Source organism: Thauera sp. GDN1, from assembly GCF_029223545.1.
Classification (GTDB): Bacteria; Pseudomonadota; Gammaproteobacteria; order Burkholderiales; family Rhodocyclaceae; genus Thauera.
In genome coordinates this window covers 316,054-337,679 of record NZ_CP097870.1, presented here as the reverse complement: position 1 = coordinate 337,679, position 21,626 = coordinate 316,054, and the positions used below count along the sequence as shown (strand labels likewise).

Genomic DNA, 21,626 nt, shown 5'->3' with positions numbered 1-21,626 from the left:
GGGGCATGCTGGTACGGTGCGCTGGCGGCGCTGCCCGCCGACGGCCCCGCGCTGTTCACCCGATCCGGCGCCATCGCCCGCCCCAACCGCGGTGCGCTCGACCCGGCGCTCGACCAGCTCATGAGCAAGCACGGCCTCGCCTTCGACGGCTAAACGGTGGAACTCGGCGCCACCCACCTCGACGGCACGCCGCTCCCGCTCGGCGGAGTGGGCCCCCTGTGGGCCGTGCACGACGCGGACCGCATTCCCGAACTCGCGGCCCTACCGCTCACCGAGCGCTTTGCGCAGTGTCCATGGGGGCTGTACTCGATCCATGTCGCCGCCGCAGGCGGGCGGTGAGTCGCCTCTTCACAAGCTCGACGAGCTCCCCATGCTGGTCCGACGAAGCAAGGAACGCGATTGGGCGCCCTCCGGTCTTGCAGGCATCGAACGCAGCCTGTTACGCAACAACGACGCCGGGGGGACTATCAGCCTGCCGGAACACCCGCGGCCGGGGCCACAACAGCCGGAACGATGCCCCCGCTCACCGCTGGTTCGCGATGAACGGAAGGTGAACGCCGCCTTCAGCATCGATTCAGGGAGCGGGGCGCACCATGGCATCACGGTCGGAACAGGACCGCTCACAAGTCACAGGAGATGCCATCATGCGTGCCACCACTCTCATCGCGACCCTTGCCCTCACCGGCGGACTCATCGGCGCCGGCGCCGCCATCGTCCCCGCGTTCGCCCAGAACGCCGCCCGCGCCGCCACCTCGGCCGCCCCCGCACAGTCGAACTGGCTCAGCCTGAAGGACGTGCAGACCAAGCTCGAGGCCGCCGGCTACCGCGACTTCCGCGCGATCGAGCGCGACAAGGACAAGTACGAGGTCAAGGCCACCGACCCGCAGGGCCAGCGCGTCGAACTGGATGTCGATCCGGTCACCGGCGACGTCCTCAAGACCGAGGTCAAGCGCAGCAAGTAATCCGCGCCCACGCGGGGGTGCCGGCACCGCCGGCGCCCCTTTTCCGCACGCCTGCCGCCGGGCGCTTCGCCACGATCCTCCCGCTCGCCGTGCTCACTGCCGAGCGGAGACGGACAGCGCGCGGATGCGCTCCTCGAGCGGCGGATGGCTCGCGAACAGGTTCATCCACGCGGGGCGGCCGGCGATGCCGGCGGTGGCGACGTTCTGCGGCAGTTCGCCCGCCTCCAGGCCGCCCAGGCGGCGCAGTGCGCCGATCATGGGCTGGGCGCTGCCCATCAGCTGCGCGGCGCCGGCATCGGCGCGGAATTCACGCTGACGCGAGAACCACGCGACGATGATGCTGGCGACCACGCCGAACAGGATGTCGCACACGATGGTGGTGAGCACGTAGCCGATGCCCGGGCCGCTCGACGCCTCGTCGTTGCGGCGCAGGAAGGAATCCACCAGGTAGCCGACCACGCGCGACAGGAACACGACGAAGGTGTTCACCACGCCCTGGATCAGGGTCAGCGTCACCATGTCGCCGTTGGCGATGTGGGCCACCTCGTGGGCGAGGACGGCCTCGGCTTCCTCGCGCGACATGGACTGCAGCAGGCCGGTGGATACCGCGACCAGCGAGCTGTTCTTGCTCGCGCCGGTGGCGAAGGCGTTCGGCTCCCCGGCGTAGACCGCCACCTCGGGCATCGGGATGCCGGCGCCCCTGGCCAGCCGCGCCACCGAATCCAGCAGCCACTGCTCGGTGGCGTTGCGCGGCCGATCGATGACCTGCGCGCCGGTGCTCCACTTGGCGATCGGCTTGGACATCAGCAGCGAGATGAAGGCGCCGCCGAAGCCCATGATGGCCGCAAAGCCGAGCAGTGCGCCGAGGTTCAGTCCGTTCGCGGTGAGGAAGCGATTGACGCCCAGCAGGTTGGCGACGATGCCCAGAACCAGCACCACGGCCAGGTTCGTGGCAAGAAAGAGCAGAATGCGTTTCATCGAAGGCTCCGTGGGAAGATTCGTTGGATTCTTGTCCCGGGTGCTCAGCCCTGGGCAGGCGGCTCGGGCTGGTCTTCGACGGCGGCCTCCGGCGCCGGTTCCGGCAGCCGAGTCGCCAGCACCTTGTCGATGCGCTTGCCGTCGAGGTCGATGACCTCCAGCCGCCAGTTTTCCCAGGTGGCGATGTCGCCGGTGTTGGGCAGGCGGCCGAGCAGCCACATCACCATGCCCGACAGGGTGTGGTAGCGGCCCTTCTCCTCCTCCGGCACCGCCTTGATGCCCAGGCGGTCCTTGAGTTCGACGATCGGGATCAGGCCGTCGAGCAGCCACGAGCCATCCTCGCGCTGCACCGCCCAGGCCTCCTCGGTGTCGTGCGACAGGAACTCGCCGGTCACCGACTCGACGACGTCGTGCAGCGTGACCATGCCCTGCACCTCGCCGTACTCGTCGATCACGAACACGATGTAGGTGCCGGAACTGCGGAACTGCTCGAGCAGTTCCATGCCGGTCAGCGACTCGGGCACGTACACCGGCGCCTGCAGATCTTTTGTCAGATCGACCGTCTCGCCGCGCAGCATCTGGGTGAAGATCTTCTTGGCGCTGACGATGCCGAGGATCTCGTCGAGCCCGTCCCTGCACACCGGGAAGCTCGAGTGCGCCGATTCGGCGACCAGGGTCAGGTTCTCGTCGAGCGGACGATCCACGTCGAGCGCGACGATGTCCGAGCGCGGCACCATCAGCGAGCCGATCTGGCGGTCGTCGAGGCGGAACACGTTGCGCACCATCTCGTGCTCGCTCTTCTCGATGACGCCGGCTTCGGAGCCCTCGTTCAGCAGGGCGTGGATCTCCTCCTCGGTCACGCTCGGCCCGCCCAGCTCGCGCTGGCCCATCAGGCGCAGCAGCAGCGCGGTCGAGCCGGCCAGCAGATGCACGAAGGGGCGCGAGGCCATGGCCAGCACGTTCATCGGCCGCGCCACCAGGCGGGCGATGCCTTCCGGGTTGATCTGGCCGATGCGCTTGGGGACGAGCTCGCCGACCACGATCGACACGTAGGTGATCACCACGACCACCAGCACGGTCGAGCCGATCTCGCTGGTGCGCCGCTCCATGCCCAGGGTCTGCAGCCACTCCGCGAGCGGGCCCGCGAGGGCCGCCTCGCCGACGATACCGTTGAGGATGCCGATCGAGGTGATGCCGATCTGGATCGTGGACAGGAAGCGGGTCGGATCCTCGCCGAGCTTCATCGCGACTTCGGCCGAGCCGTCGCCGTCCTCCGCGAGGCGGGCAAGGCGGGCGCGGCGCGCGGTGACGAGCGCGATCTCGGACATCGCGAAGACACCGTTGAGCACGATGAGGGCGATCAGTAAGGCGATTTCCATGGCTTAGGTTCGGCGCAGGGCGCAGGAGTGAGGGCGAACGGGGACCTGCCCGCAGGCATGATGAATGAAGGACAGCAGGTGGCCGCACCAGGGGCGCCACGAAGGCGTCGGGCAGGCCGGACGAACCCGATCAGGACGGGCTTCGCGTCGTTTCGTGTGCCGGGATGGGCGTGCTACGGACCAGGGACGACATCGACCTGGAACGTCTTCCGGAGGAATGCGGGACGCACCGTCCGGGGAGGCAGAGCGAAAACTCTGGAGGCGGGAAAGACGACTCATAAGGCGGAGTGAAGGCACCCCGCACGATCCTTTATCTGTTTGGACGAAAGCGATGATGCCCGAGATGGGTCGACATGTCGATGTCGGAGCGCATCGGCATCCCGGCGAACCCGGGGGCATTTTCGGCTATCGTCGCCACTGGATGGCCTCCACCTCATCCGCCGGATCCGATGAAAAACGTCCATGTCGTCCATGCCCTGCTCGCAGCCGCGCTGTTCGGCGCGAGCACCCCCTTCGCCAAGCTGCTCGTGGGCGAGATGTCGCCATGGCTGCTCGCCGGCCTGCTCTACCTCGGCAGCGGGCTCGGACTGGGCGTGGCGCGCCTGATCCGCGACCGCGGGTGGCGGCCCTCCGGGCTGGCCGCCGGCGAATGGCCCTGGCTGCTGGGCGCGATCTTCTTCGGCGGGGTGCTCGGGCCGCTCGCGCTGATGTTCGGCCTCACCCTCAGCAGCGGCTCGACCGCCTCGCTGCTGCTCAACCTCGAGGCGGTGCTGACCGCCGTGATCGCCTGGGTCGTGTTCAAGGAGAACGCCGACCGCCGCATCGTGCTCGGCATGCTCGCGATCGTCGCCGGCGGCGTCGTGCTGTCGTGGTCCGGTGGCGAAGCGGGCACGCGCGAGTGGAGCGGGCCGCTCGCCATCGTTGCCGGCTGCCTGTGCTGGGCGATCGACAACAACCTGACGCGGCGGGTATCGGCCTCGGACGCGCTGTTCATCGCCGGCGCCAAGGGCGCGGTGGCGGGGACGGTCAATGTCGGGCTGGCCTTCGCGCTCGGCGCGAGCCTGCCCGGCGGCGCGATCCTGCTCGGGACCATGGCCGTCGGCCTGCTCGGCTACGGCATCAGCCTGGTGCTCTTCGTGCTGGCGCTGCGCGGCCTGGGCACGGCGCGTACCGGCGCCTACTTCTCCACCGCCCCCTTCATCGGCGCCGCGGTGTCGCTGCTCCTGCTCGGGGAATCGACCTCGCCCGCGTTCTGGATCGCGGCCGCGCTGATGGGCTGGGGGGTATGGCTGCACCTCACCGAGCATCACGAGCACGAGCATGTGCATGAGCCGATGGCGCACAGCCATCCCCACATCCACGACGCCCATCACCGGCATCAGCACGATTTCGCGTGGAACGGCGACGAGCCCCACGAACACTGGCACCGCCACGAGGCGATGGTGCACAAGCATCCGCACTTCCCGGACATCCATCACCGGCATCCGCACTGAGCGCCGCCCGCACCGCCTGCGCGGACGCCGCTCAGGCGCGGATCCGCACCCGGCTCCCTCTCGTCCCCGGCACCACCTCGATCGCCACGTCGATCTGCTGCTTCATCTCCTCGACGTGCGAGATCACGCCCACCATGCGCCCGCGCTGCTGCAGGTCGATCAGCGCCCTCATCGCCATGTCGAGCGACTCGGGGTCGAGGCTGCCGAAGCCTTCGTCGATGAACAGGGTGTCGAGCTGCACGCCGCCGGCGTAGGCCTGGACCACGTCGGAGAGGCCCAGCGCGAGCGACAGCGAGGCCATGAAGCCTTCGCCGCCGGACAGCGTGCTCGCCGGGCGGGTGCGGCCGGTGTATTCGTCGAAGACCTCGAGGTCGAGGCCGCCGGCGCGGCGGGCGTCGGCCAGGTCCTCGCGGCGCTGGAGCTGGTAGCGGCCGCGGCTCATCGCCGCCAGACGCAGCGAGGCGGCGCGCAGCACGTCGTCGAGCAGCGCCGCGAGCACGTAGCGCTGGAAGGTGAGGTTGCGCCCGTTGCTGCCGTTGGCGATGTCGGCGAGGTGGCCGACGACGCGGTATTCGGTCTCGATGGCGCCGGATTCGCGCGCGATCTCCTCGACCCGGGCGAGCGTGTCGGCGAGCGTGGCGAGCGCGCTGCGGGCGCGGGCGAGGCGGTCGAGCACCGCCTCGATCGCGGCACGGGCGGCACCGGCGCGGGCGTCGAGGGCGGCGAGGTCGGGGCGCACCACGCCGGCGATGGCGCGCGTGGCGCGTTCGGCGCGTTCATGGGCCGCGGCGCGGCGGTGGTCGGCCTCGCGGATCATGGCCTCGAGAGCCGCGATCCGCTCCGCAGGCATCAGCGCGGCGCGCCACACCGCCTCGGCCTGGGCGAAGCCAGGGTCGCTGCGGCCACCCTCTGTGGGAGCGGGCTTGCCCGCGAACGAAGGCTGGCTCACCGCCGCAACATCGTCCCTCCCCAAGGCGCCACTGCCGATACCGGCATCAGCACCCATCGGCCAGAAGCCCGCGGCACCAAGCGCGTCGGCGAACTGGACGCCCGCCTCCTCGACGCGTAACCCTGCCGCCTGCACCGCCTCGCCGAGCGTGGCGTGCTGCGCGCGCAGGGCAGCCGCGCGGCTGGCGGCTTCGCCGTGCGCGATCTGCGCCTGCTGCAGGGCGTGGTCGAGACGCTGGCGTGCGGCCTGCGCGCCCGCGAGCGCCGCCTGCAGCGCGGCCGGCGTGCGCAAGGCTTCCGGCACACCGGCGCGACGCTCGTCGGCGACGTGCTGCGCCGAACGCGCCGCGCTGGCGGCCTCGGCGGACTGGGCGCGCGCCTGTTCGTACGCCATGGCGGCGCGGGCGAGGTCGGCGTCGAGCGCGGCCACCTGCTCGCGTAGCGGCGCGAGCTCCACCGCGGCGGCGCGGGCGGCATCGAGGTGGCGGCGCAGTTGGGCGACTTCGGCGGCGACCTCGGCGGCGCCATCGGCCGCGAGCGTCAGCGCGGCCGCGCGCGTGTCGACTTCGGCCGCGGCCGTGGCGCGCGCCAGTTCGGCGGTGTTGAGCGCCTGACGGGCGGTTTCGAATGCGGTGTCCGCTTCGCGCACACGCTCGGCCGCATCCTGCAGCGCCTGCTCGCTGGGCAACTCGCCCGCGTGGCGGGCGGGCGCGGGGTGATCGGCGCTGCCGCACACCGGGCAGGGCGCGCCGTCGTGCAGGTGGCGGGCGAGGATGGCGGCCTGGGCCTGGCGCCAGCGATTGTCGAGCATGGAGAAGGCGGTGCTGGCCGCGGTGGCGGCGCGCCGGGCGTCCTTGCAGGCCTGGCGGGCCTTCGCCTCGCTCGACTCGCGCAACGCGAGCTGCTTGCGCGCGGCGGCCAGCGCGGCGTGCGCGCGGACGTGCTGCTCGGCCTGCTGCAGGCGCAGTTCGAGCGCGGAGACATCGGCGGCGATCGGCTGCAAGGCCTCGATGCGGGCGGCGAGTTCCGCGCGGCGGGTGGCCAGCGTCTGCTGCTGCGCGGTGGCGCTGGCGAGCACCTTGTCGGCAGCGACACGGGCAAGCTCGCAGCGCTGTGTCTCGGCCTCGGCCTGGGCCAGGCGCGTGACCGCCTCGGCGAGCGCTTCCAGGCGCAGCACCTCGCGCTGCGCGGCCTCGCGCTCGACGGCGCGCGCGGTCTCGGCCTGCAGCGCGGCTTCCGCTGCACTCAGACGGCGGGCGGCTTCGGTGGATTCACTGGCGACGCGCGCTTCACGCGCGCGGACTTCGTCGACGCTGCGGCGCGCGCCAAGCAGCGCGCTTTCGGCCGGCACGACCTGCAGCGCACGGCGCGCCTGCTCCAGGCGCAGGCGCTGGGCGTCGAGCTCGGGCTTGCCCGCTTCCAGCGCCTCGAGCGCCGCACCGGCTGCCGCTGCCTCGGCGAATTGCGCCTCGACCGCCTGCCCCTGCTGCAGGGCGGCGCGTGCGGCGGCGTCCTCGGCGCGCGCCTGCTGCTCGCCGTCGGCGAGTGTGGCCAGCTCGGACTGCAAGACCTCGCGGCGGGCGAGCAGCGCCTCGACGGAGTCGGCCCCGGCCTGCTCCAGGAGGGTGCGGCGCTGCAGCGCGGCCTGCTCGCCGCGCTCGCGCAGCGCCGCAGCCTCGACCTTCAGGGCCTCCTGCAGGCGCTTGTAGGTGGCGGTGCCGAACAGGGTCTCGAGGATCTTCTCGCGCTCGGCCGAACTCGCCGCCAGCAGCTTGCGGAACTGGCCCTGGGGCAGCAGCACGACCTGGCGGAACTGTTCGGCCTTGAAGCCGAGCAGGTCCTCGATCAGCGCCGTGACTTCGGTGGTCTTGTGCGCCAGCGGCGTCCACGTCTCGCCGTCCGGCTCCAGTCGATACAGCTCGGCCTTCGCGAGCACCTTGACCAGCTTGTCGCCGCGCAAGGCGGCACGCTCCTGCTCGGGCACGCGCTTGACGAGGTAGCGGCGCGCGCCGAGCGCGAACTCGAACCCGACCTCGGTCTGCACGCTGGCGTCTGCATGGTGGCTGCGCATCTCGCGCGCGCTGCGCTCGCCGCCCGAGGTGTCGCCATAGAGCGCGTAGGTGATGCCGTCGAGGATGGAGGTCTTGCCGGCGCCGGTGGGGCCGGCGATCAGGAACAGGCAGCCGGACGGCAGCAGGGTGAAATCCACCTCCTCGCGCGCGGCGAAGGGACCGAAGGCCTGCAGGCTGAGCTTGAGCGGCTTCATGCGACGCGCGCCTCCCGTTCGAGGCGGTTGACGACGCGGTCGAGCGCGGCCTGCGCCGCGGGCTCGAGCGCGAGGCCGGTGGTTTCCTGGTGGAAGCTGGCGAAGAGGTCCTGGATGCGGGTGCGACGGAAGTCGGCGCCGGCGCGCCCCGGGCCGTCGCCGGCCAGCGCCGGGCGCTCGATGGCGAGCGCGTTCGGCCATGCGCTGCGCAGCTTGCCCATGGCGTCGAGCAGCGCGCCGTGGTCGGTGAGGCGGGCGAGTACGTAGTCCTCGCGTGCCGGGTCGGTGGCCGCGGCGGCGACCAGCGCGGCGAGCTCGCCCTCCAGGATGCGCAGCTCGCGGCGCGGCAGCAGCGGGATGCGCTCGACGGTGCAATTGCCCGCGGCATCCAGCTCGACCAGATTCACCGACTTGGCGTGGTCGGCCTCGGCGAAGGAGTACTTCAGCAGCGAGCCGGCGTACTGGATACGCGCGCTGCGCCACGGCGCTGCGGCATCGGCCGCGTCCGCGTCCGCGCTGCGATGCGCCCCGGCTGCGTCCACGCCACACGCGTCCGCAGCGCCCTCGCCGCCGCGCTTCCTGCCGATCGCCTGCGGCCGGTGCAGGTGGCCGAGCGCGACATAATCGAAACCGTCGAACACCCCGGCCCCGACCGCCCCCGTGCCGCCGACCGACAGCGGGCGCTCGGATTCACTCTCCGCGCCGCCCTGCACGAAGGCGTGCGCGACCACCACCGTGCGCCGGCCCGGGACCTGCGCGGCGCGCACCGCGGCGGTCTGCGCGGCGAGCGCGGCATGGTGATCCGCGATCGCGTCGTCGCCGCAGGCGCTGCGCACCAGCGCGGGCTCGGCATAGGGCAGCGCGTGGATCTCGACCTCGCCATGGGCGTCGCGCAGCACCAGCGGCGCGGCGTCCATCTCGACCGGCCCGCGCACGGTGAGGCCGGCGCGCTGCAGCAGGCCGGAGCCGAAGGCGAGGCGGTCGGGGCCGTCGTGGTTGCCGGCGATCATCACCACCGGGATCTTCAGCTCGAGGACGAGCTGCTCGAGCACCAGGTCGAGCAGGCGCACCGCCTCGGCCGGCGGCACCGAGCGGTCGTAGATGTCGCCGGCGAGCAGGATGGCGTCGGGCCGGGTGTCGGCGGCGATGCGCACGAACTGCTGCAGCACGTGGGCCTGGTCTTCGAGCAGGGAGACGCCGTGATAGACACGGCCGAGATGCCAGTCGGCGGAGTGGAGGAAGCGCATCGGCAGAAAGGAAAAGGCGGGCAGCGGGCAGCGAGCGGGGCATGTGGTGCGGGAATTGTCCTACAGCGCAATCCGCACTGTCGGACAGCCCGCGTGCGCCGGGGAGCATACATTTGAATCGCATCGCAGGGGCGACGACACCCGTCCCGCCCCGAACGACAAGTCCAATCAAGGAGACCGCCATGAAACACACCGCCGCCACCCTCGCCCTGTCCGGCCTGCTCGCCTTCACCGCGGTCGGCTGCGCCGTCACCCGCGACCAGTCCACCGTCGGCGAATACGTCGATGACGCCACCATCACCGCGCGGGTGAAGGCCAAGTTCGCCGAGGATCCGACCGTCAGCGCGATGGCGATCAGCGTCGAGACGCTGAAGGGCACGGTGCAGCTGTCCGGCTTCGCCAAGAGCACCACCGAGCGCAACCGCGCGGTCGAGATCGCACGCACCACGCCGGGCGTGAAGGCGGTGAAGAACGACATCGCGATCCGGCCCTGAGTGTGTCCGACCGGACAGGCAAGGCCCCGGGAGCCGCCACGGCGGATCCCGGGGCGTCGCTTCGTGCACGCACGGATCCCGCCACCGTGGGCTAGGATGATGACGGGTTCACAGTCCATCCCGGAGGCGCTGCCCTTGCCCCCTGCCCCGTCCCGCCTGCCGCGCCCGCGTGCGGGCCTGCTGATCGTCGTGCTGCTGCTGAGCTTCGTGCTCGGGCTGGCGTGGCTGGTCGCCGGCCAGTGGCAGTCCGAATCGAGCCGCAGCGCGCTGGAGGATCTGCGCGCGCGCAGCGCGCGCCTGCATCACCTCGACACCCTGCTGCTGCAGATGCTCGATGCGGAGTCGAGCGTGCGCGGCTACCTGCTGACCCGCAACCCGGTGTTCCTGACGCCCTACCAGGAGGGGCAGGCCGAGCTCGAGGCCACTCTCGCCGCCCTGCGCGCCGATAAGTGGGCGGACGAAGGCCAGCGCCAGACCGTCGAGCATCTGGCGATGCTGGTCGACATGCGCTGGAGCCTGCTCACCCAGGCCATCGAACGTGGCGCACCGCCCGGCGCCGAGCAGCCCGACGGCGGCACCGGCAAGCAGGTCACCGACGACATCCGCGCCCGCATCCTGGCGCTGCGCGCCGCCACCCGGGCCGAGATCGCCGCCACCCAGGACGGCGCCTTCGCGCGCTTCGCCGATGCGCGCACGATGAACCGCGTGCTCGGCGCCAGCGTGCTGGCGCTGCTGCTGGTGCTGGTCGTCGTCCTCTACCGCCAGGACCGCCTGCGCGAACACATGGCGCAGCTGCTGCGCTCGGAGAACGAGCGCCTGCACACCGAGGTCGCCCATCGCACCCAGGAGCTCAGCAGCCTCGCCAGCTACCTGACCAATGCGCGCGAGGCCGAAAAGGCGCGGCTGGCGCGCGAACTGCACGACGAACTCGGCGCCCTGCTCACCGCCGCCAAGCTCGACGCCGGCTGGATCGCGCGCAAGCTGCCGGCCGAGACCATGGCGGCGCTGCGCAGCCGCTTCGACCGCCTGCTCGACACCCTGAACCAGGGCATCGCACTCAAGCGCAAGGTGGTGGCCGACCTGCGTCCGCCGCTGCTGTCCGAGCTCGGCCTGGTCGAGGCCCTGCGCGCGCTGGCCGACAGCGGCGACATCGGCGAGCACGGCGGACGGCTGGAGCTCGAACTGCCCGATGCGCTGCCCGAGCCGCCCGCGCAGACCGCGCTCGCGCTCTACCGCATCGCCCAGGAGGCGCTCACCAACGCACGCCGCTATGCGCAGGCGACGCGGGTCTGGCTGCGCCTGCGCACCGAGGGCGACGAACTGGTGCTGGAAGTGGAAGACGACGGTGTCGGCTTCGATCCGGCGGCGCGCGAGCGCAACCGCCACGGCCTGGCGGGCATGGCGCACCGGGTGCAGATGCTCGCCGGCCGGCTGGACATCGACAGCCGGCCGGGCGAAGGCACGCGCATCAGCGCCCGCGTGCCGTTCGCGCGCATGCACTGATCCGGCCCGCGGGCGGGCCGCTCAGGCCGTCGGGCCTGAGACCGCCGCCTGCACGAAGTCGATCAGCTCGTCGAGCTGGAAGGACTTGTCGAAGAAGCGCTCGACGCCGAGCTGTTCGCAGCGGGCGCGGACCGGCGGGTGACCGTAGTTGGAGAACACCACCGCGCGCGGACGGCCGAAGCGCTCCGGCTCGGCCTGCAGCCCGCGCAGCACGCCGAGGCCGCTGCCCGCGCGCAGCTCGAGATCGACGATCGCGAGGTCCGGGCGCTGGCGCTCGAGCGCGGCGAGCGCGCCTGCTTCGTCCTCGGCCTCGGCGACCACGCCGACGCCGTCGAGCTCCTCGAGCATGTCGCGCAGCATGCCGCGCAGCATCGCCGAGTCCTCGACCAGCACGATGCGCAGCGCGGGTGCGGGATGAAGCGGCGCGCTCATCGACCTACTCCAGGATCAGCCCGTGGCGCAGCGCGTAGGTCGCGAGCTCGGCATTGCTGCCGACGCCGAGCTTCTCCAGCAGGCGGGTGCGGTAGGTGCTGACGGTCTTGACGCTGAGATTGAGCACCTCGGCGATGTCCGACACCGACTCGCCGCGCGCCAGGCGCAGGAACACCTGCAGCTCGCGATCGGAGAGCTTGTCGTGCGGCGCCGCGCTGCCGCCGCCACCGAGCTCCTCGGCGAGCAGCTCCGCGGTGCGCGCCGACACGTAGCGCCGGCCCTGGGCCACGGTGCGGATCGCCTGCAGCAGCTCCTCGCGCGAGCAGTCCTTGCACAGGTAGCCGTCGGCGCCGTTGCGGATCATCGCCAGCGCGTAGCGCTCCTCCGGGAAGCCCGACAGCATCAGCACGCGCACGCCCTCGAAACGTTGGCGCACCGCGCGCAGCACGTCGACGCCGCTCTGCCCGGGCAGCGAGAGGTCGAGCAGCAGCACGTCGACCGCCTGCGCGCGCAGCGATTCGAGCGCCGCCTCACCCGAGGCGGCCTCGAACACGATGGTGATGCCGAGCTCGTCGGCCAGCAGCTCGCGAAAGCCGGCACGCACGATCTGGTGGTCGTCGACGATGGCGATGCGCAGCATGGGCGAGGCTCCGGGATGCGAGGCGGGAGCGCCAGCATAGCCGAAGCGCAACGGCTGGGCCGGCATCGCCTGCGAAACGGGCCATGGGCTCATCGGCCCTTGATCAGGTTGATCACGAAGCTGGCGATCGCCATCACCAGGAACACGACGAACAGCACCTTGGCGATCTCGGCCGCACCGGCGGCGATGCCGCCGAAGCCGAGCACGGCGGCGATCAGGGCGATGACGAAGAAGACGACGGCGTAGTGCAGCATGATGTTCTCCTTGCGGGGCACCGGGCGATGCATGCCCGGATCACGCTTCCACTCTAGGCGCCGGCACCGCCGCCCCCCATCGGCCCGGTCCTAAACCGGCGTCGGACGATTCCGACACGCGGCGCACGATCCCTGCCGCGCGCGCCAGCCGCCGGCCCCCCTCCGCCCCCCACGGCAGCGCACAGCGCACGCCACCGCGTCGCTGCGCTATAATCCAAGGCTTTGTTTTATCTGAATATCAGGACCCTTCCGTGCTCGTCGCAGCCAACATCACCCAGCAGTTCGGGGCCAAGCCCCTGTTCGAGAATGTCTCCGTCAAGTTCGGCGACGGCAACCGCTACGGCCTGATCGGCGCGAACGGCGCCGGCAAGTCGACGTTCATGAAGATCCTGTGCGGCATCCTCGACCCCAGCGCCGGCAACGTCTCCAAGGACCCGCACGAGCGCATGGCCTACCTGCGCCAGGACCAGTTCGCCTATGAAGACATGCGCGTGCTCGACGTGGTGATGATGGGCCACGAGGAGCTGTGGGCGGCGATCAAGGAGCGCGACGCGATCTACGCCAACCCGGACGCCACCGAAGACGACTACATGCACGCCGCCGAGCTCGAGGGCAAGGTCGGCGAGTACGACGGCTACACCGCGGAAGCACGCGCCGGCGAGCTGCTGCTCGGCGTGGGCATCCCGACCGAGCTGCACAACGGCCCGATGAGCGAGGTCGCCCCGGGCTGGAAGCTGCGCGTGCTGCTCACCCAGGCGCTGTTCGCCAACCCCGACATCCTGCTGCTCGACGAGCCGACCAACAACCTCGACATCAACACCATCCGCTGGCTCGAGGACGTGCTCAACAACCGCGACTGCACGATGGTCATCATCTCGCACGACCGCCACTTCCTGAACCAGGTCTGTACCCACATGGCCGACCTGGACTACGGCACGATCACGATCTACCCGGGCAACTACGACGACTACATGGAAGCGTCGACGATGGCGCGCGAGCGCCAGTCCTCGGCCAACGCCCGCGCCAAGGACAAGATCCAGGAACTGCAGGCCTTCGTGCGCCGCTTCTCGGCCAACAAGTCCAAGGCCAAGCAGGCCACCAGCCGCCTGAAGCTGATCGACAAGCTCAAGCCCGAGGACGTCAAGCCCTCCAGCCGCCAGTACCCGTGGATCCGCTTCGACTACGACGACAAGGACAAGCTGCACCGCCTGGCCTGCGAGGTGGACAACATCTCCTTCGCCTACGAGGGCATGGACAAGCCGCTGATCAACCGCTTCTCGATCGCCATCGAGGCCGGCGAGAAGGTCGCGATCATCGGCGAGAACGGCGTCGGCAAGACCACGCTGATGAAGCTGCTGGTCGGGGAGCTTTCGCCGCAGAAGGGCGCCATCAAGTGGGCGGAGAAGGCCAAGCCGGGCTACTACGCCCAGGACCACTCGGCCGACTTCGCCGAGGACGTCAGCCTGACCGACTGGATCGCGCCCTATTCGCGCATCACCGCCGCCGCCACCGGCGAGGACAACGAGACCCTGCTGCGCGGCACCCTGGGCCGCCTGTTGTTCTCGGGCGACGAGGTGAAGAAGTCGGTCAAGGTGATCTCCGGCGGCGAGCAGGGCCGCATGCTGTTCGGCAAGCTGATGCTGTCGCGCCCCAACGTGCTGCTGATGGACGAGCCGACCAACCACCTCGACATGGAGTCGATCGAGTCGCTGAACACCGGCCTGGACAAGTTCAACGGCACGCTGGTGTTCATCTCGCACGACCGCGAGTTCGTGTCCTCGCTGGCCACCCGCATCATCGAGATCAAGCTCGACCACCAGATCGTCGACTACCGCGGCACCTACGAGGAATACCTGTCCTCGCAAGGCCTCGAATAATCACAGCCACAGCTCGCGCAGCGGCGTCTCCGGCGAAAACCGGTGCGCCAGCTGCGCCTGCAGCAGCTCGGCGGTGGCGAGCGCATCGGTGAGCGCGTGATGCGCGCGGTAGCGCGGCAGGCAGTAGCGTTCGCGGCTGTCGGCGAGACGGATCGACACGGGCGTCGGCTGGCGGCCGAAAAGCCGCGCCAGGAAACCCCGCGGCAGCTGGCGGTGCAGGCGCGCCTCGAGCTCCATGGTGTCGATCACCGGAAACTCGATCCCCTCGCCCAGGCGCGCCTTCAGCGCCACATCCAGAAATCGGCGCTCGATCTCGCGGCAATGCACCACCACCACCCGCCCGGCCAGTGCCGGCAGCAGTTCGCCGAGGATGGCGCCGAGATCCGGCGCGGTCTCGATCTGCGCATGGGTGATGGCGTGGATCGTCACCGACTCGGGCTGCAGCTCGGCGCGCGGACGCACCACCCAGTAGCGCGACGCACTGGAACGAATGCAGCGGGTGCTCATCGGCACCAGGCCGATGCTGACGATCTCGTCGCGCGCGGGATCGAGCCCGGTGGTCTCGACGTCGAGCGCCACCAGCGGCACCTCATGCAGCGCGGTGTCGCCGGCGAGCACGCCGGCAGCGTAGAAGGCGCGCAGGCGCGGATCGCGCACGCAGGCGGCGAGCTCGGCGAAGCGCGCCGGCCAGTCGGGCACGGTCTCCGCGGCGCGTCTCCGGCCGCGCGCGCCCGACGGCGTCTTCTTCAGGTCTCCGAGGTGCAGCACCGCCGCGCCCTCAGTTCGCCCGCCCGGGCTGGTAGCGGTACTTGAGGAATTTCTGCGCGTTGCCGAGGATCAGGAAGGCGTCGCGCAGGCTCTTGCGCTCGAATTCCGAGAGCTTCTCGGGGTCGATGCCGTTGTCCGGCTCCTCGCCGGCGGCGAGCGACTCGGCCTGGTGGCGCGCGCGCACCATGGAGATGAATTCCAGCGCGTCGTAGAGGTCCTGGCCGCGGCCGAGCGGCAGGACGGCGGCGTCGATGATGTCCTTCAGGCGCTCGAAGGAGTTGATCGACATCGACCCGATCGCCAGCGCATGCACCCGCACCAGGTCCGCAAGCGGCGCGGTGCCGCGGCGCTTGATGTTGATCGCACGCGAGTGGCGACCGTCGGACTCGACCACGAAGTCCTTGAAGAAGCCCAGCGGCGGCGTGCGCAGCAGCGCGTTGCGCGCCATGCAGGCGAGAAAGCGCGAGTTGCCCCTGGCCTTGCGCGCGATCAGCTCGCGCAGGCGCGCCGCCCACTCCACCCGCCCCCACACGCCGTCGAGGTCGAAGAAGATGCCGGCGTTGAGCAGCGACTCGGGTGTCGGGCGCTCGATCCAGTCGCCGAAGGTGCGCTCCCACACCCGCAAAGGCTGGCGCCACTTCTCGTTGCTCGCCATCACCCCGCCGGAGCAGTAGCTGTAGCCGCAGCGCGCGAGGCCGTCGCTGACGAAGGTGGCGAGCGCCTTGAAGTAGGCGTCGTGGCGCGCGGGCTCGAAACGGTTGTCCAGCACCAGGGCGTTGTCCTGGTCGGTGACGATCAGCTGCTCCTGGCGCGCCATCGAGCCGAGGGCGAGGAAGCAGTAGGGCACCGGCGGCGGGCCGAGCCCGGCCTCGGCGAGCTCGAGCAGGCGCTGCTTGAAGCTGCGCCCGATCGCCGCCATCGCGCTGCCCACCATGTGCGAGCTCGCGTCCTCGCCGACCATGCGCGCGAAACAGGCGCGCACCTCGGGCACCAGCGCGGCGAGCTCGTCCACCGACTGCTGGCGGAAGATGCTGCCGACCACGAACAGGCTGTTGCGCGATTCGTAGCGGATGATGTCCGAGAGCGCGATCACGCCGAGCGGGCGCTGGTTCTTCAGCACCGGCAGGTGATGCACGTTGTGGCGCAGCATGGCGAGCATGGCCTCGAACACGAGCTGGTTGTGATTCACCGAAACCACGCCGCGCGACATGATCCCGGCGACCGGGGTGTCGTAGGACAGGCCGGGGGCGACCAGCCGGGTGCGCAGGTCACGGTCGGTGACGATGCCCGCCAGCTGGGGCAGCTCGGGCACCTCCGGGTTGTCGTCGAGGATCAGCAGCGAGGACACGCCTTCTTCCGTCATGCGCTGCGCCAGCTCGCGCGCGCTGGCGGTGCTGGGCAGAGTCACCGCCGGGCGGCCGACCAGGGTGTCGACCGTGGCCGAGAGCAGGTCGTTGGACTCCTCGCGGCGCGACATCACCTGGCGCAGGCGGGTGCGGTCCTCGATCTCGACGTAGTCGGCGAAGCTTTCGTGGTGCTCGAACAGCTCGGCGAAGACCTCGCCCGGGACCAGGTAGAGCAGCGAATCCTCGAGCGCGGCCGCCGGAAAGCGCACGCGGCCGTAGCGCAGCAGCCCGAACTCGCCGAAGTAGCCGCCCTCGGTGAGACGGTTGTAGAGCGTGCCGTTGCGCCGGTAGACCTCGACCGCGCCGCTGCGCACCAGGTGCCAGAAGGCAGCGGGCTCGCCGAAGTCGACGATCCGCTCGCCGGCCTTGTAGTAGCGCACGTCGATCGCACCAGCCAGCCGCTGCAGCGCCTCCTCGGGCAGGTCGGCGAAAGGCGGGCGGGCGCGGAGGAAATCGAGGATCTCGAGCTGTTCGACCTGCATGAAGGGCGGAATCCGCTAACGGGAGTGGAGAAATCGCGGCTGCATTCGCGGGCGAGCCCGCTCCCACGTAACCCCGCGAGGAGGCGCCATCCGTAGGAGCGGGCTTGCCCGCGAACATCGTATCGCGCAAGCGCTCAGCGCACGCGCGGTTCCGACATGAGCCCCTTGATCACCGCCACCGTCGACATCAGCAGCACGATGGTGAAGGGCAGGCCGGTCGACACCGCCATCGCCTGCAGCGCCACCAGGCCGCCGCCGAGGATGAGCGCGATCGCCACCAGGCCCTCGAACACGCACCAGAACACGCGTTGCGGGGTGGGCGCATCGACCTTGCCGCCGGCGGCGATGACGTCGATCACCAGCGAACCGGAGTCCGACGAGGTCACGAAGAACACCACCACCAGGATGATGGCGATGAAGGACGTGATCTGCGCCAGCGGCAGCGCATCGAGCATCGAGAACAGCTGCAGCGGCAGCTCGGCCTTGGTCGCGGCCTCGTAGCCGTCACGCACGAACTGGATGATCGCGGTCTCGCCGAACACCGTCATCCACAGCACGCAGGCCAGCGAGGGCACGATCAGCACCGAGATGATGAATTCGCGCACCGTGCGACCACGCGACACGCGCGCGATGAACATGCCGACGAAGGGCGACCACGAGATCCACCACGCCCAGTAGAAGGCGGTCCAGCCCTGCGAGAAATTGGCGTCGTCGCGCCCGACCGGGTTGGACAGCGCCGGCAGGTACTGGAAATAGGCGCCGAGGTTGGCGAAGAAGCCGGTGACGATGTCCAGCGTCGGCCCGACCGCGACCACGAACACCAGCAACAGCACGGCCAGCACCATGTTGATCTCGGACAGACGCTTCACGCCGGCGTCCAGCCCCGCCACCACCGAGAACAGCGCGATCGCGGTGATGCCGATGACGAGCACGATCTGCGTGGTGTTGCCAAGCGGCACGTCGAACAGGAAGTTGAGGCCCGAGCTCGCCTGCGCCGCGCCGTAGCCGAGCGAGGTCGCCAGGCCGAACAGCGTGGCCAGCACGGCGAGGATGTCGATGACGTGGCCGGGCCAGCCCCACACGCGCTCGCCCAGCAGCGGGTAGAACACCGAGCGCACCGTCAGCGGCAGGCCCTTGTTGAACGAGAACAGCGCCAGCCCGAGCGCGAGGATGGCGTAGATCGCCCACGGATGCAGCGCCCAGTGGTAGATCGTCGCCGCCATGCCGAGCCGGGTCGCGGCCGCGGCGTCGCCCGCCGCGGCGCCGAGCGGCGCCCAGTCGGTGCGCACGCCGTTCTCCACCGCGGTGCCGCCGAAGGCGCTGCCGAAGTGCGACAGCGGTTCCGACACGCCGAAGAACATCAGGCCGATGCCCATGCCGGCGGCGAACAGCATCGAGAACCAGCCGAGGTAGGTGTAGTCGGGCGTGGCCTCGGTGCCGCCCAGGCGCACCCTGCCCAGCGGCGAGACGGCCAGGCCGAGGCACACCAGCACGAAGACGTTGCCGGCGCTGATGAAGAACCAGTCGAGGCTCGACGTGAGCCAGTTGCGCAGGCCGCTGAACATCGGCTCGACCTGGTTCTGGAAGGCCAGCGTCAGCACCACGAAGGCGACCACCAGCAGGCCCGAGATGGCGAACACGCGGTTGTGGATGTCGAGGCCGAAGGGCCCCACGTTTACGATGATGTTGTCCTGGCCGACCTTGTAGTCGGTATCGATGGGGTTGACGGCCCCATCCGGGGCCATCGGGTCCCTGGTTTCGGTCATGTTCGATCCTTGTCGTTATTGCCATCGCCACGCACGAAGGGCGCGGCGGAATCAGCTGGAGGGATCGCATTTTATCAATTTTTGACAATTTGTTTTTGCTCAAATGCTTTTCACTCGGCCAGCCCCGCGGGTGCACACGTGAACGTCCCGCGCGGCCGGACGGCACGGTCTGCGGGCTCTGGGCTAGAATCGGGGCCTGCGGAGAAACACATGATCGGCATCTTCCTCATCACCCACGGCAGCCTCGGCGAATCGCTGATCCAGTGCACCTGCCACGTGCTCAACAAGCGTCCACCCCAGATCGCCCAGCTCGGCGTGTCGGCGCAGGACGATCCGCTCGACATCCTGCCGCTCGCGCGCAGCATGCTCGGCTGGGTCGATGGCGGCGCGGGCGTGCTGGTGCTCACCGACATCTACGGCGCCACGCCGAGCAACATCGCCGCCAAGCTGATCGAGCCCGGCAAGGTCGAGCTGGTCGCCGGGGTGAACCTGCCGATGCTGCTGCGCGTGCTGACCTACCGCGATCGCGACATGCAGACCCTGGTCAAGCGCGCGGTATCCGGCGCCTGCGACGGCGTGCTGCACGTCGCCGCCAACGACTGACCGCACCGCATCGATAACGGACAAGAACACGGAGACCGCCGCACCATGCCGCGAGGAGACGCCGCCATCATCAACAAGCTCGGCCTGCACGCGCGTGCCTCGGCCAAGCTCACCCAGCTCGCCAGCGGCTTCCCCTGCGAGGTCTGGCTGGAGCGCAACGGCCGCCGCGTCAATGCGAAGAGCATCATGGGCGTGATGATGCTGGCCGCCGCCAAGGGCAGCACGATCACCATCGACACCCAGGGCGAGCAGGCCGACGAGGCCCTCGCGGCGATCCAGGCCCTGGTCGCCGACCGCTTCGGCGAAGGGGAGTGAGATGCCCTTCACCCTCCATGGCCTGCCGGTCTCCCAGGGCATCGCGATCGGGCATGTGCACCTGGTCTCGCACGCGCTGCTCGAGGTCAACCACTACCACGTCGCCCCCCGCTACCTGGAGGAGGAAAACGCCCGCCTGGACGAGGCCGTGGCCACCGTGCAGGGCGAACTGGTCGGGCTGAAGGCGATCACCACCGCCGGCCAGGCGCACAGCGAGGTCGGCGCCTTCGTCGACCTGCAGCTGATGATGCTCGCCGATCCGATGCTGATCGACGCCGCACGCAAGCTGATCACCGAGCGCCGCTGCAACGCCGAATGGGCGCTGGTGCAGCAGATGGAACACGTGGTCGAGCAGTTCCGCGAGATCGAGGACCCCTACCTGCGCGAACGCCAGGCCGACGTGGTGCAGGTGGTCGAGCGCCTGGTCAAGGTGCTGCTCGGCCACCCCGGCCGCCTGCCGCCCAAGCGCCGCGACGGCCTGGGCACCATCGTCGTCGCCCACGACCTGTCGCCCGCCGACACCATCGGCTTCCGCGACCACAACATCGCCGGCTTCGTCACCGACGTCGGCGGCCCCACCAGCCACACCGCGATCGTCGCCCGCAGCCTCAAGATCCCCGCGGTGGTCGGCCTGCACCACGTGCGCGACCTGCTCGAGGACGACGAGCTCGTCATCGTCGACGGCACCCGCGGCGTGATCATCGTCGCCCCGGGCGAGGAGATCGTCGAGGAATACCGGCTGCGCCGCAGCGAGCTGGAGATCGAGCGCTCCAAGCTCAACCGCCTGCGCGACACCCGCGCCGCCACGCTCGACGGCGAGACCATCAACCTGCTCGCCAACATCGAGGGCCCCAAGGACCTGCCCGCGGTCAAGGCCGCCAACGCCGACGGCATCGGCCTGTACCGCACCGAGTTCCTGTTCATCGGCCGCGACACCCTGCCCGACGAGGACGAGCAGTACGAGGCCTACCGCGCGGTGGTCAAGGCGATGCCGACCAAGCCGGTCACCATCCGCACCTTCGACGTCGGCAACGACAAGGCGCTCAACGGAGCCCACACCCGCATGGAGCCCAATCCGGCGCTCGGCCTGCGCGCGGTGCGCTACTCGCTGTCCGAGCCGAAGATGTTCCTGACCCAGCTGCGCGCGCTGCTGCGCGCCTCGGCGCACGGCAAGCTGCAGGTCATGATCCCGATGCTGGCGCACGCGCAGGAGATCGACCAGTGCCTGGCGCTGGTGGAAAAAGCCAAGAGCGAGCTGCGCGCCGAGAAGGTGAAGTTCGACGAGGGCATCCAGGTCGGCGGCATGATCGAGATCCCCGCCGCCGCGCTGTCGCTGGGCATGTTCATCCGGCGGCTGGCCTTCCTGTCGATCGGCACCAACGACCTGATCCAGTACACGCTGGCCATCGACCGCTCCGACGAGGCGGTGGTGCATCTGTACGACCCGCTGCATCCGGCGGTGCTCAAGCTCATCGCCGGCACCATCGCCACCGGCGCGCGCTACGGCCTGCCGGTGTCGGTGTGCGGCGAGATGGCGGGCGATCCGCTGTACACCGAACTGCTGCTCGGCATGGGCCTGCGCAACTTCTCGATGCACCCGGGCAACATCCTGGAGATCAAGCAGCAGGTGCTGCGCGCCGACCTCGGCGAGCTCGCACCCAGGGTGCAGCGCATCCTGAAGATGGACGAGCCGGCACGCATCCGCGAGGCGGTGGAGCGGCTCACCCTCTGAGCAAAGCAGGCGCGCACAAGTTGAAGCGCCCCCGCTTCTGCGGCTACAATCGTGAGTCTTGTCGGGCGCCAGGCACCACGC

18 protein-coding genes are annotated in these 21,626 nt (G+C 70.2%); 8 read left to right on the top strand and 10 right to left on the bottom strand.

The window, feature by feature from the left end:
- Nucleotides 1–644: 644 nt before the first annotated feature.
- Nucleotides 645–962, top strand: a complete 318-nt coding sequence (locus tag CKCBHOJB_RS01550; RefSeq protein WP_281050278.1) for a PepSY domain-containing protein — start codon at nucleotides 645–647, stop codon at nucleotides 960–962.
- Nucleotides 963–1,055: 93 nt separating this feature from the next.
- Here CKCBHOJB_RS01550 and htpX read toward each other — a convergent pair whose 3' ends face one another.
- Complete coding sequence (gene htpX, locus CKCBHOJB_RS01545; RefSeq protein ID WP_281050277.1) at nucleotides 1,056–1,940, bottom strand: protease HtpX; 885 nt, start codon at nucleotides 1,938–1,940, stop codon at nucleotides 1,056–1,058.
- A gap of 44 nt (nucleotides 1,941–1,984) precedes the next feature.
- Nucleotides 1,985–3,319, bottom strand: coding sequence for a hemolysin family protein (locus CKCBHOJB_RS01540; RefSeq protein ID WP_281050276.1), 1,335 nt, complete (start codon nucleotides 3,317–3,319; stop codon nucleotides 1,985–1,987).
- 449 nt (nucleotides 3,320–3,768) lie between these two features.
- Between CKCBHOJB_RS01540 and CKCBHOJB_RS01535 the strand changes: the two genes are divergently transcribed.
- A complete protein-coding gene (locus CKCBHOJB_RS01535) occupies nucleotides 3,769–4,812 on the top strand; it encodes an EamA family transporter (RefSeq protein ID WP_281050275.1) in 1,044 nt (347 codons plus the stop codon).
- A gap of 31 nt (nucleotides 4,813–4,843) precedes the next feature.
- Here the strand turns inward: CKCBHOJB_RS01535 and CKCBHOJB_RS01530 are convergent, their stop codons facing one another.
- Both CKCBHOJB_RS01530 and CKCBHOJB_RS01525 read right to left on the bottom strand, forming a co-directional pair.
- Nucleotides 4,844–8,026 carry an SMC family ATPase gene (locus tag CKCBHOJB_RS01530; protein ID WP_281050274.1) on the bottom strand — a complete coding sequence of 1,061 codons (3,183 nt, stop codon included), beginning with the start codon at nucleotides 8,024–8,026 and terminating at the stop codon, nucleotides 4,844–4,846.
- Complete coding sequence (locus CKCBHOJB_RS01525; protein ID WP_281050273.1) at nucleotides 8,023–9,273, bottom strand: exonuclease SbcCD subunit D; 1,251 nt, start codon at nucleotides 9,271–9,273, stop codon at nucleotides 8,023–8,025. The genes CKCBHOJB_RS01530 and CKCBHOJB_RS01525 overlap by 4 nt, the downstream gene beginning before the upstream one ends.
- 182 nt (nucleotides 9,274–9,455) lie before the next feature.
- Here CKCBHOJB_RS01525 and CKCBHOJB_RS01520 point away from each other — a divergent pair, with 182 nt between their 5' ends.
- Both CKCBHOJB_RS01520 and CKCBHOJB_RS01515 read left to right on the top strand, forming a co-directional pair.
- Nucleotides 9,456–9,767 (top strand): BON domain-containing protein, encoded by a 312-nt coding sequence (locus CKCBHOJB_RS01520; protein WP_281050272.1) that lies wholly within the window; start codon nucleotides 9,456–9,458, stop codon nucleotides 9,765–9,767.
- Nucleotides 9,768–9,863: 96 nt separating this feature from the next.
- Nucleotides 9,864–11,270 (top strand): CHASE3 domain-containing protein, encoded by a 1,407-nt coding sequence (locus CKCBHOJB_RS01515; protein ID WP_281050271.1) that lies wholly within the window; start codon nucleotides 9,864–9,866, stop codon nucleotides 11,268–11,270.
- A gap of 21 nt (nucleotides 11,271–11,291) precedes the next feature.
- Here the strand turns inward: CKCBHOJB_RS01515 and CKCBHOJB_RS01510 are convergent, their stop codons facing one another.
- From CKCBHOJB_RS01510 to CKCBHOJB_RS01500, 3 genes are all read right to left on the bottom strand, one after another.
- Nucleotides 11,292–11,702, bottom strand: coding sequence for a response regulator (locus CKCBHOJB_RS01510; RefSeq protein ID WP_281050270.1), 411 nt, complete (start codon nucleotides 11,700–11,702; stop codon nucleotides 11,292–11,294).
- Nucleotides 11,703–11,706: 4 nt separating this feature from the next.
- Nucleotides 11,707–12,342, bottom strand: coding sequence for a response regulator transcription factor (locus tag CKCBHOJB_RS01505; RefSeq protein WP_281050269.1), 636 nt, complete (start codon nucleotides 12,340–12,342; stop codon nucleotides 11,707–11,709).
- 89 nt (nucleotides 12,343–12,431) lie between these two features.
- On the bottom strand, nucleotides 12,432–12,596 hold the full coding sequence (locus tag CKCBHOJB_RS01500; RefSeq protein WP_281050268.1) for a DUF1328 domain-containing protein: 165 nt from the start codon (nucleotides 12,594–12,596) through the stop codon (nucleotides 12,432–12,434).
- A 251-nt stretch (nucleotides 12,597–12,847) separates the two neighbouring features.
- Between CKCBHOJB_RS01500 and CKCBHOJB_RS01495 the strand changes: the two genes are divergently transcribed.
- Entirely contained in the window at nucleotides 12,848–14,473 is a 1,626-nt protein-coding gene (locus CKCBHOJB_RS01495) for an ABC-F family ATPase (RefSeq protein WP_281050267.1), read from the top strand.
- On the opposite strand, the gene CKCBHOJB_RS01490 is transcribed toward CKCBHOJB_RS01495, so the two are convergent.
- The 3 genes from CKCBHOJB_RS01490 to CKCBHOJB_RS01480 all read right to left on the bottom strand — a co-directional run bounded on the left by CKCBHOJB_RS01490 (nucleotide 14,474) and on the right by CKCBHOJB_RS01480 (nucleotide 18,895).
- Complete coding sequence (locus CKCBHOJB_RS01490; protein ID WP_281050266.1) at nucleotides 14,474–15,241, bottom strand: 3'-5' exonuclease; 768 nt, start codon at nucleotides 15,239–15,241, stop codon at nucleotides 14,474–14,476. It lies immediately after the preceding gene.
- 10 nt (nucleotides 15,242–15,251) lie between these two features.
- Entirely contained in the window at nucleotides 15,252–17,129 is a 1,878-nt protein-coding gene (locus CKCBHOJB_RS01485; protein ID WP_281050265.1) for a DUF294 nucleotidyltransferase-like domain-containing protein, read from the bottom strand.
- Nucleotides 17,130–17,263: 134 nt separating this feature from the next.
- The gene (locus CKCBHOJB_RS01480) at nucleotides 17,264–18,895 is read right to left on the bottom strand and encodes a BCCT family transporter (protein ID WP_281050264.1); all 1,632 of its coding nucleotides are present in this window, start codon (nucleotides 18,893–18,895) and stop codon (nucleotides 17,264–17,266) included.
- 210 nt (nucleotides 18,896–19,105) lie between these two features.
- Between CKCBHOJB_RS01480 and CKCBHOJB_RS01475 the strand changes: the two genes are divergently transcribed.
- From CKCBHOJB_RS01475 to ptsP, 3 genes are read left to right on the top strand one after another with little or no spacing between them, the layout of a single operon-like run.
- Complete coding sequence (locus CKCBHOJB_RS01475; RefSeq protein ID WP_281050263.1) at nucleotides 19,106–19,498, top strand: PTS fructose transporter subunit IIA; 393 nt, start codon at nucleotides 19,106–19,108, stop codon at nucleotides 19,496–19,498.
- Between the two features lie 45 nt (nucleotides 19,499–19,543).
- A complete protein-coding gene (locus CKCBHOJB_RS01470) occupies nucleotides 19,544–19,813 on the top strand; it encodes an HPr family phosphocarrier protein (RefSeq protein WP_281050262.1) in 270 nt (89 codons plus the stop codon).
- 1 nt (nucleotide 19,814) lies between these two features.
- Nucleotides 19,815–21,545 carry a phosphoenolpyruvate--protein phosphotransferase gene (ptsP, locus tag CKCBHOJB_RS01465; RefSeq protein WP_281050261.1) on the top strand — a complete coding sequence of 577 codons (1,731 nt, stop codon included), beginning with the start codon at nucleotides 19,815–19,817 and terminating at the stop codon, nucleotides 21,543–21,545.
- Nucleotides 21,546–21,626 lie beyond the last annotated feature (81 nt).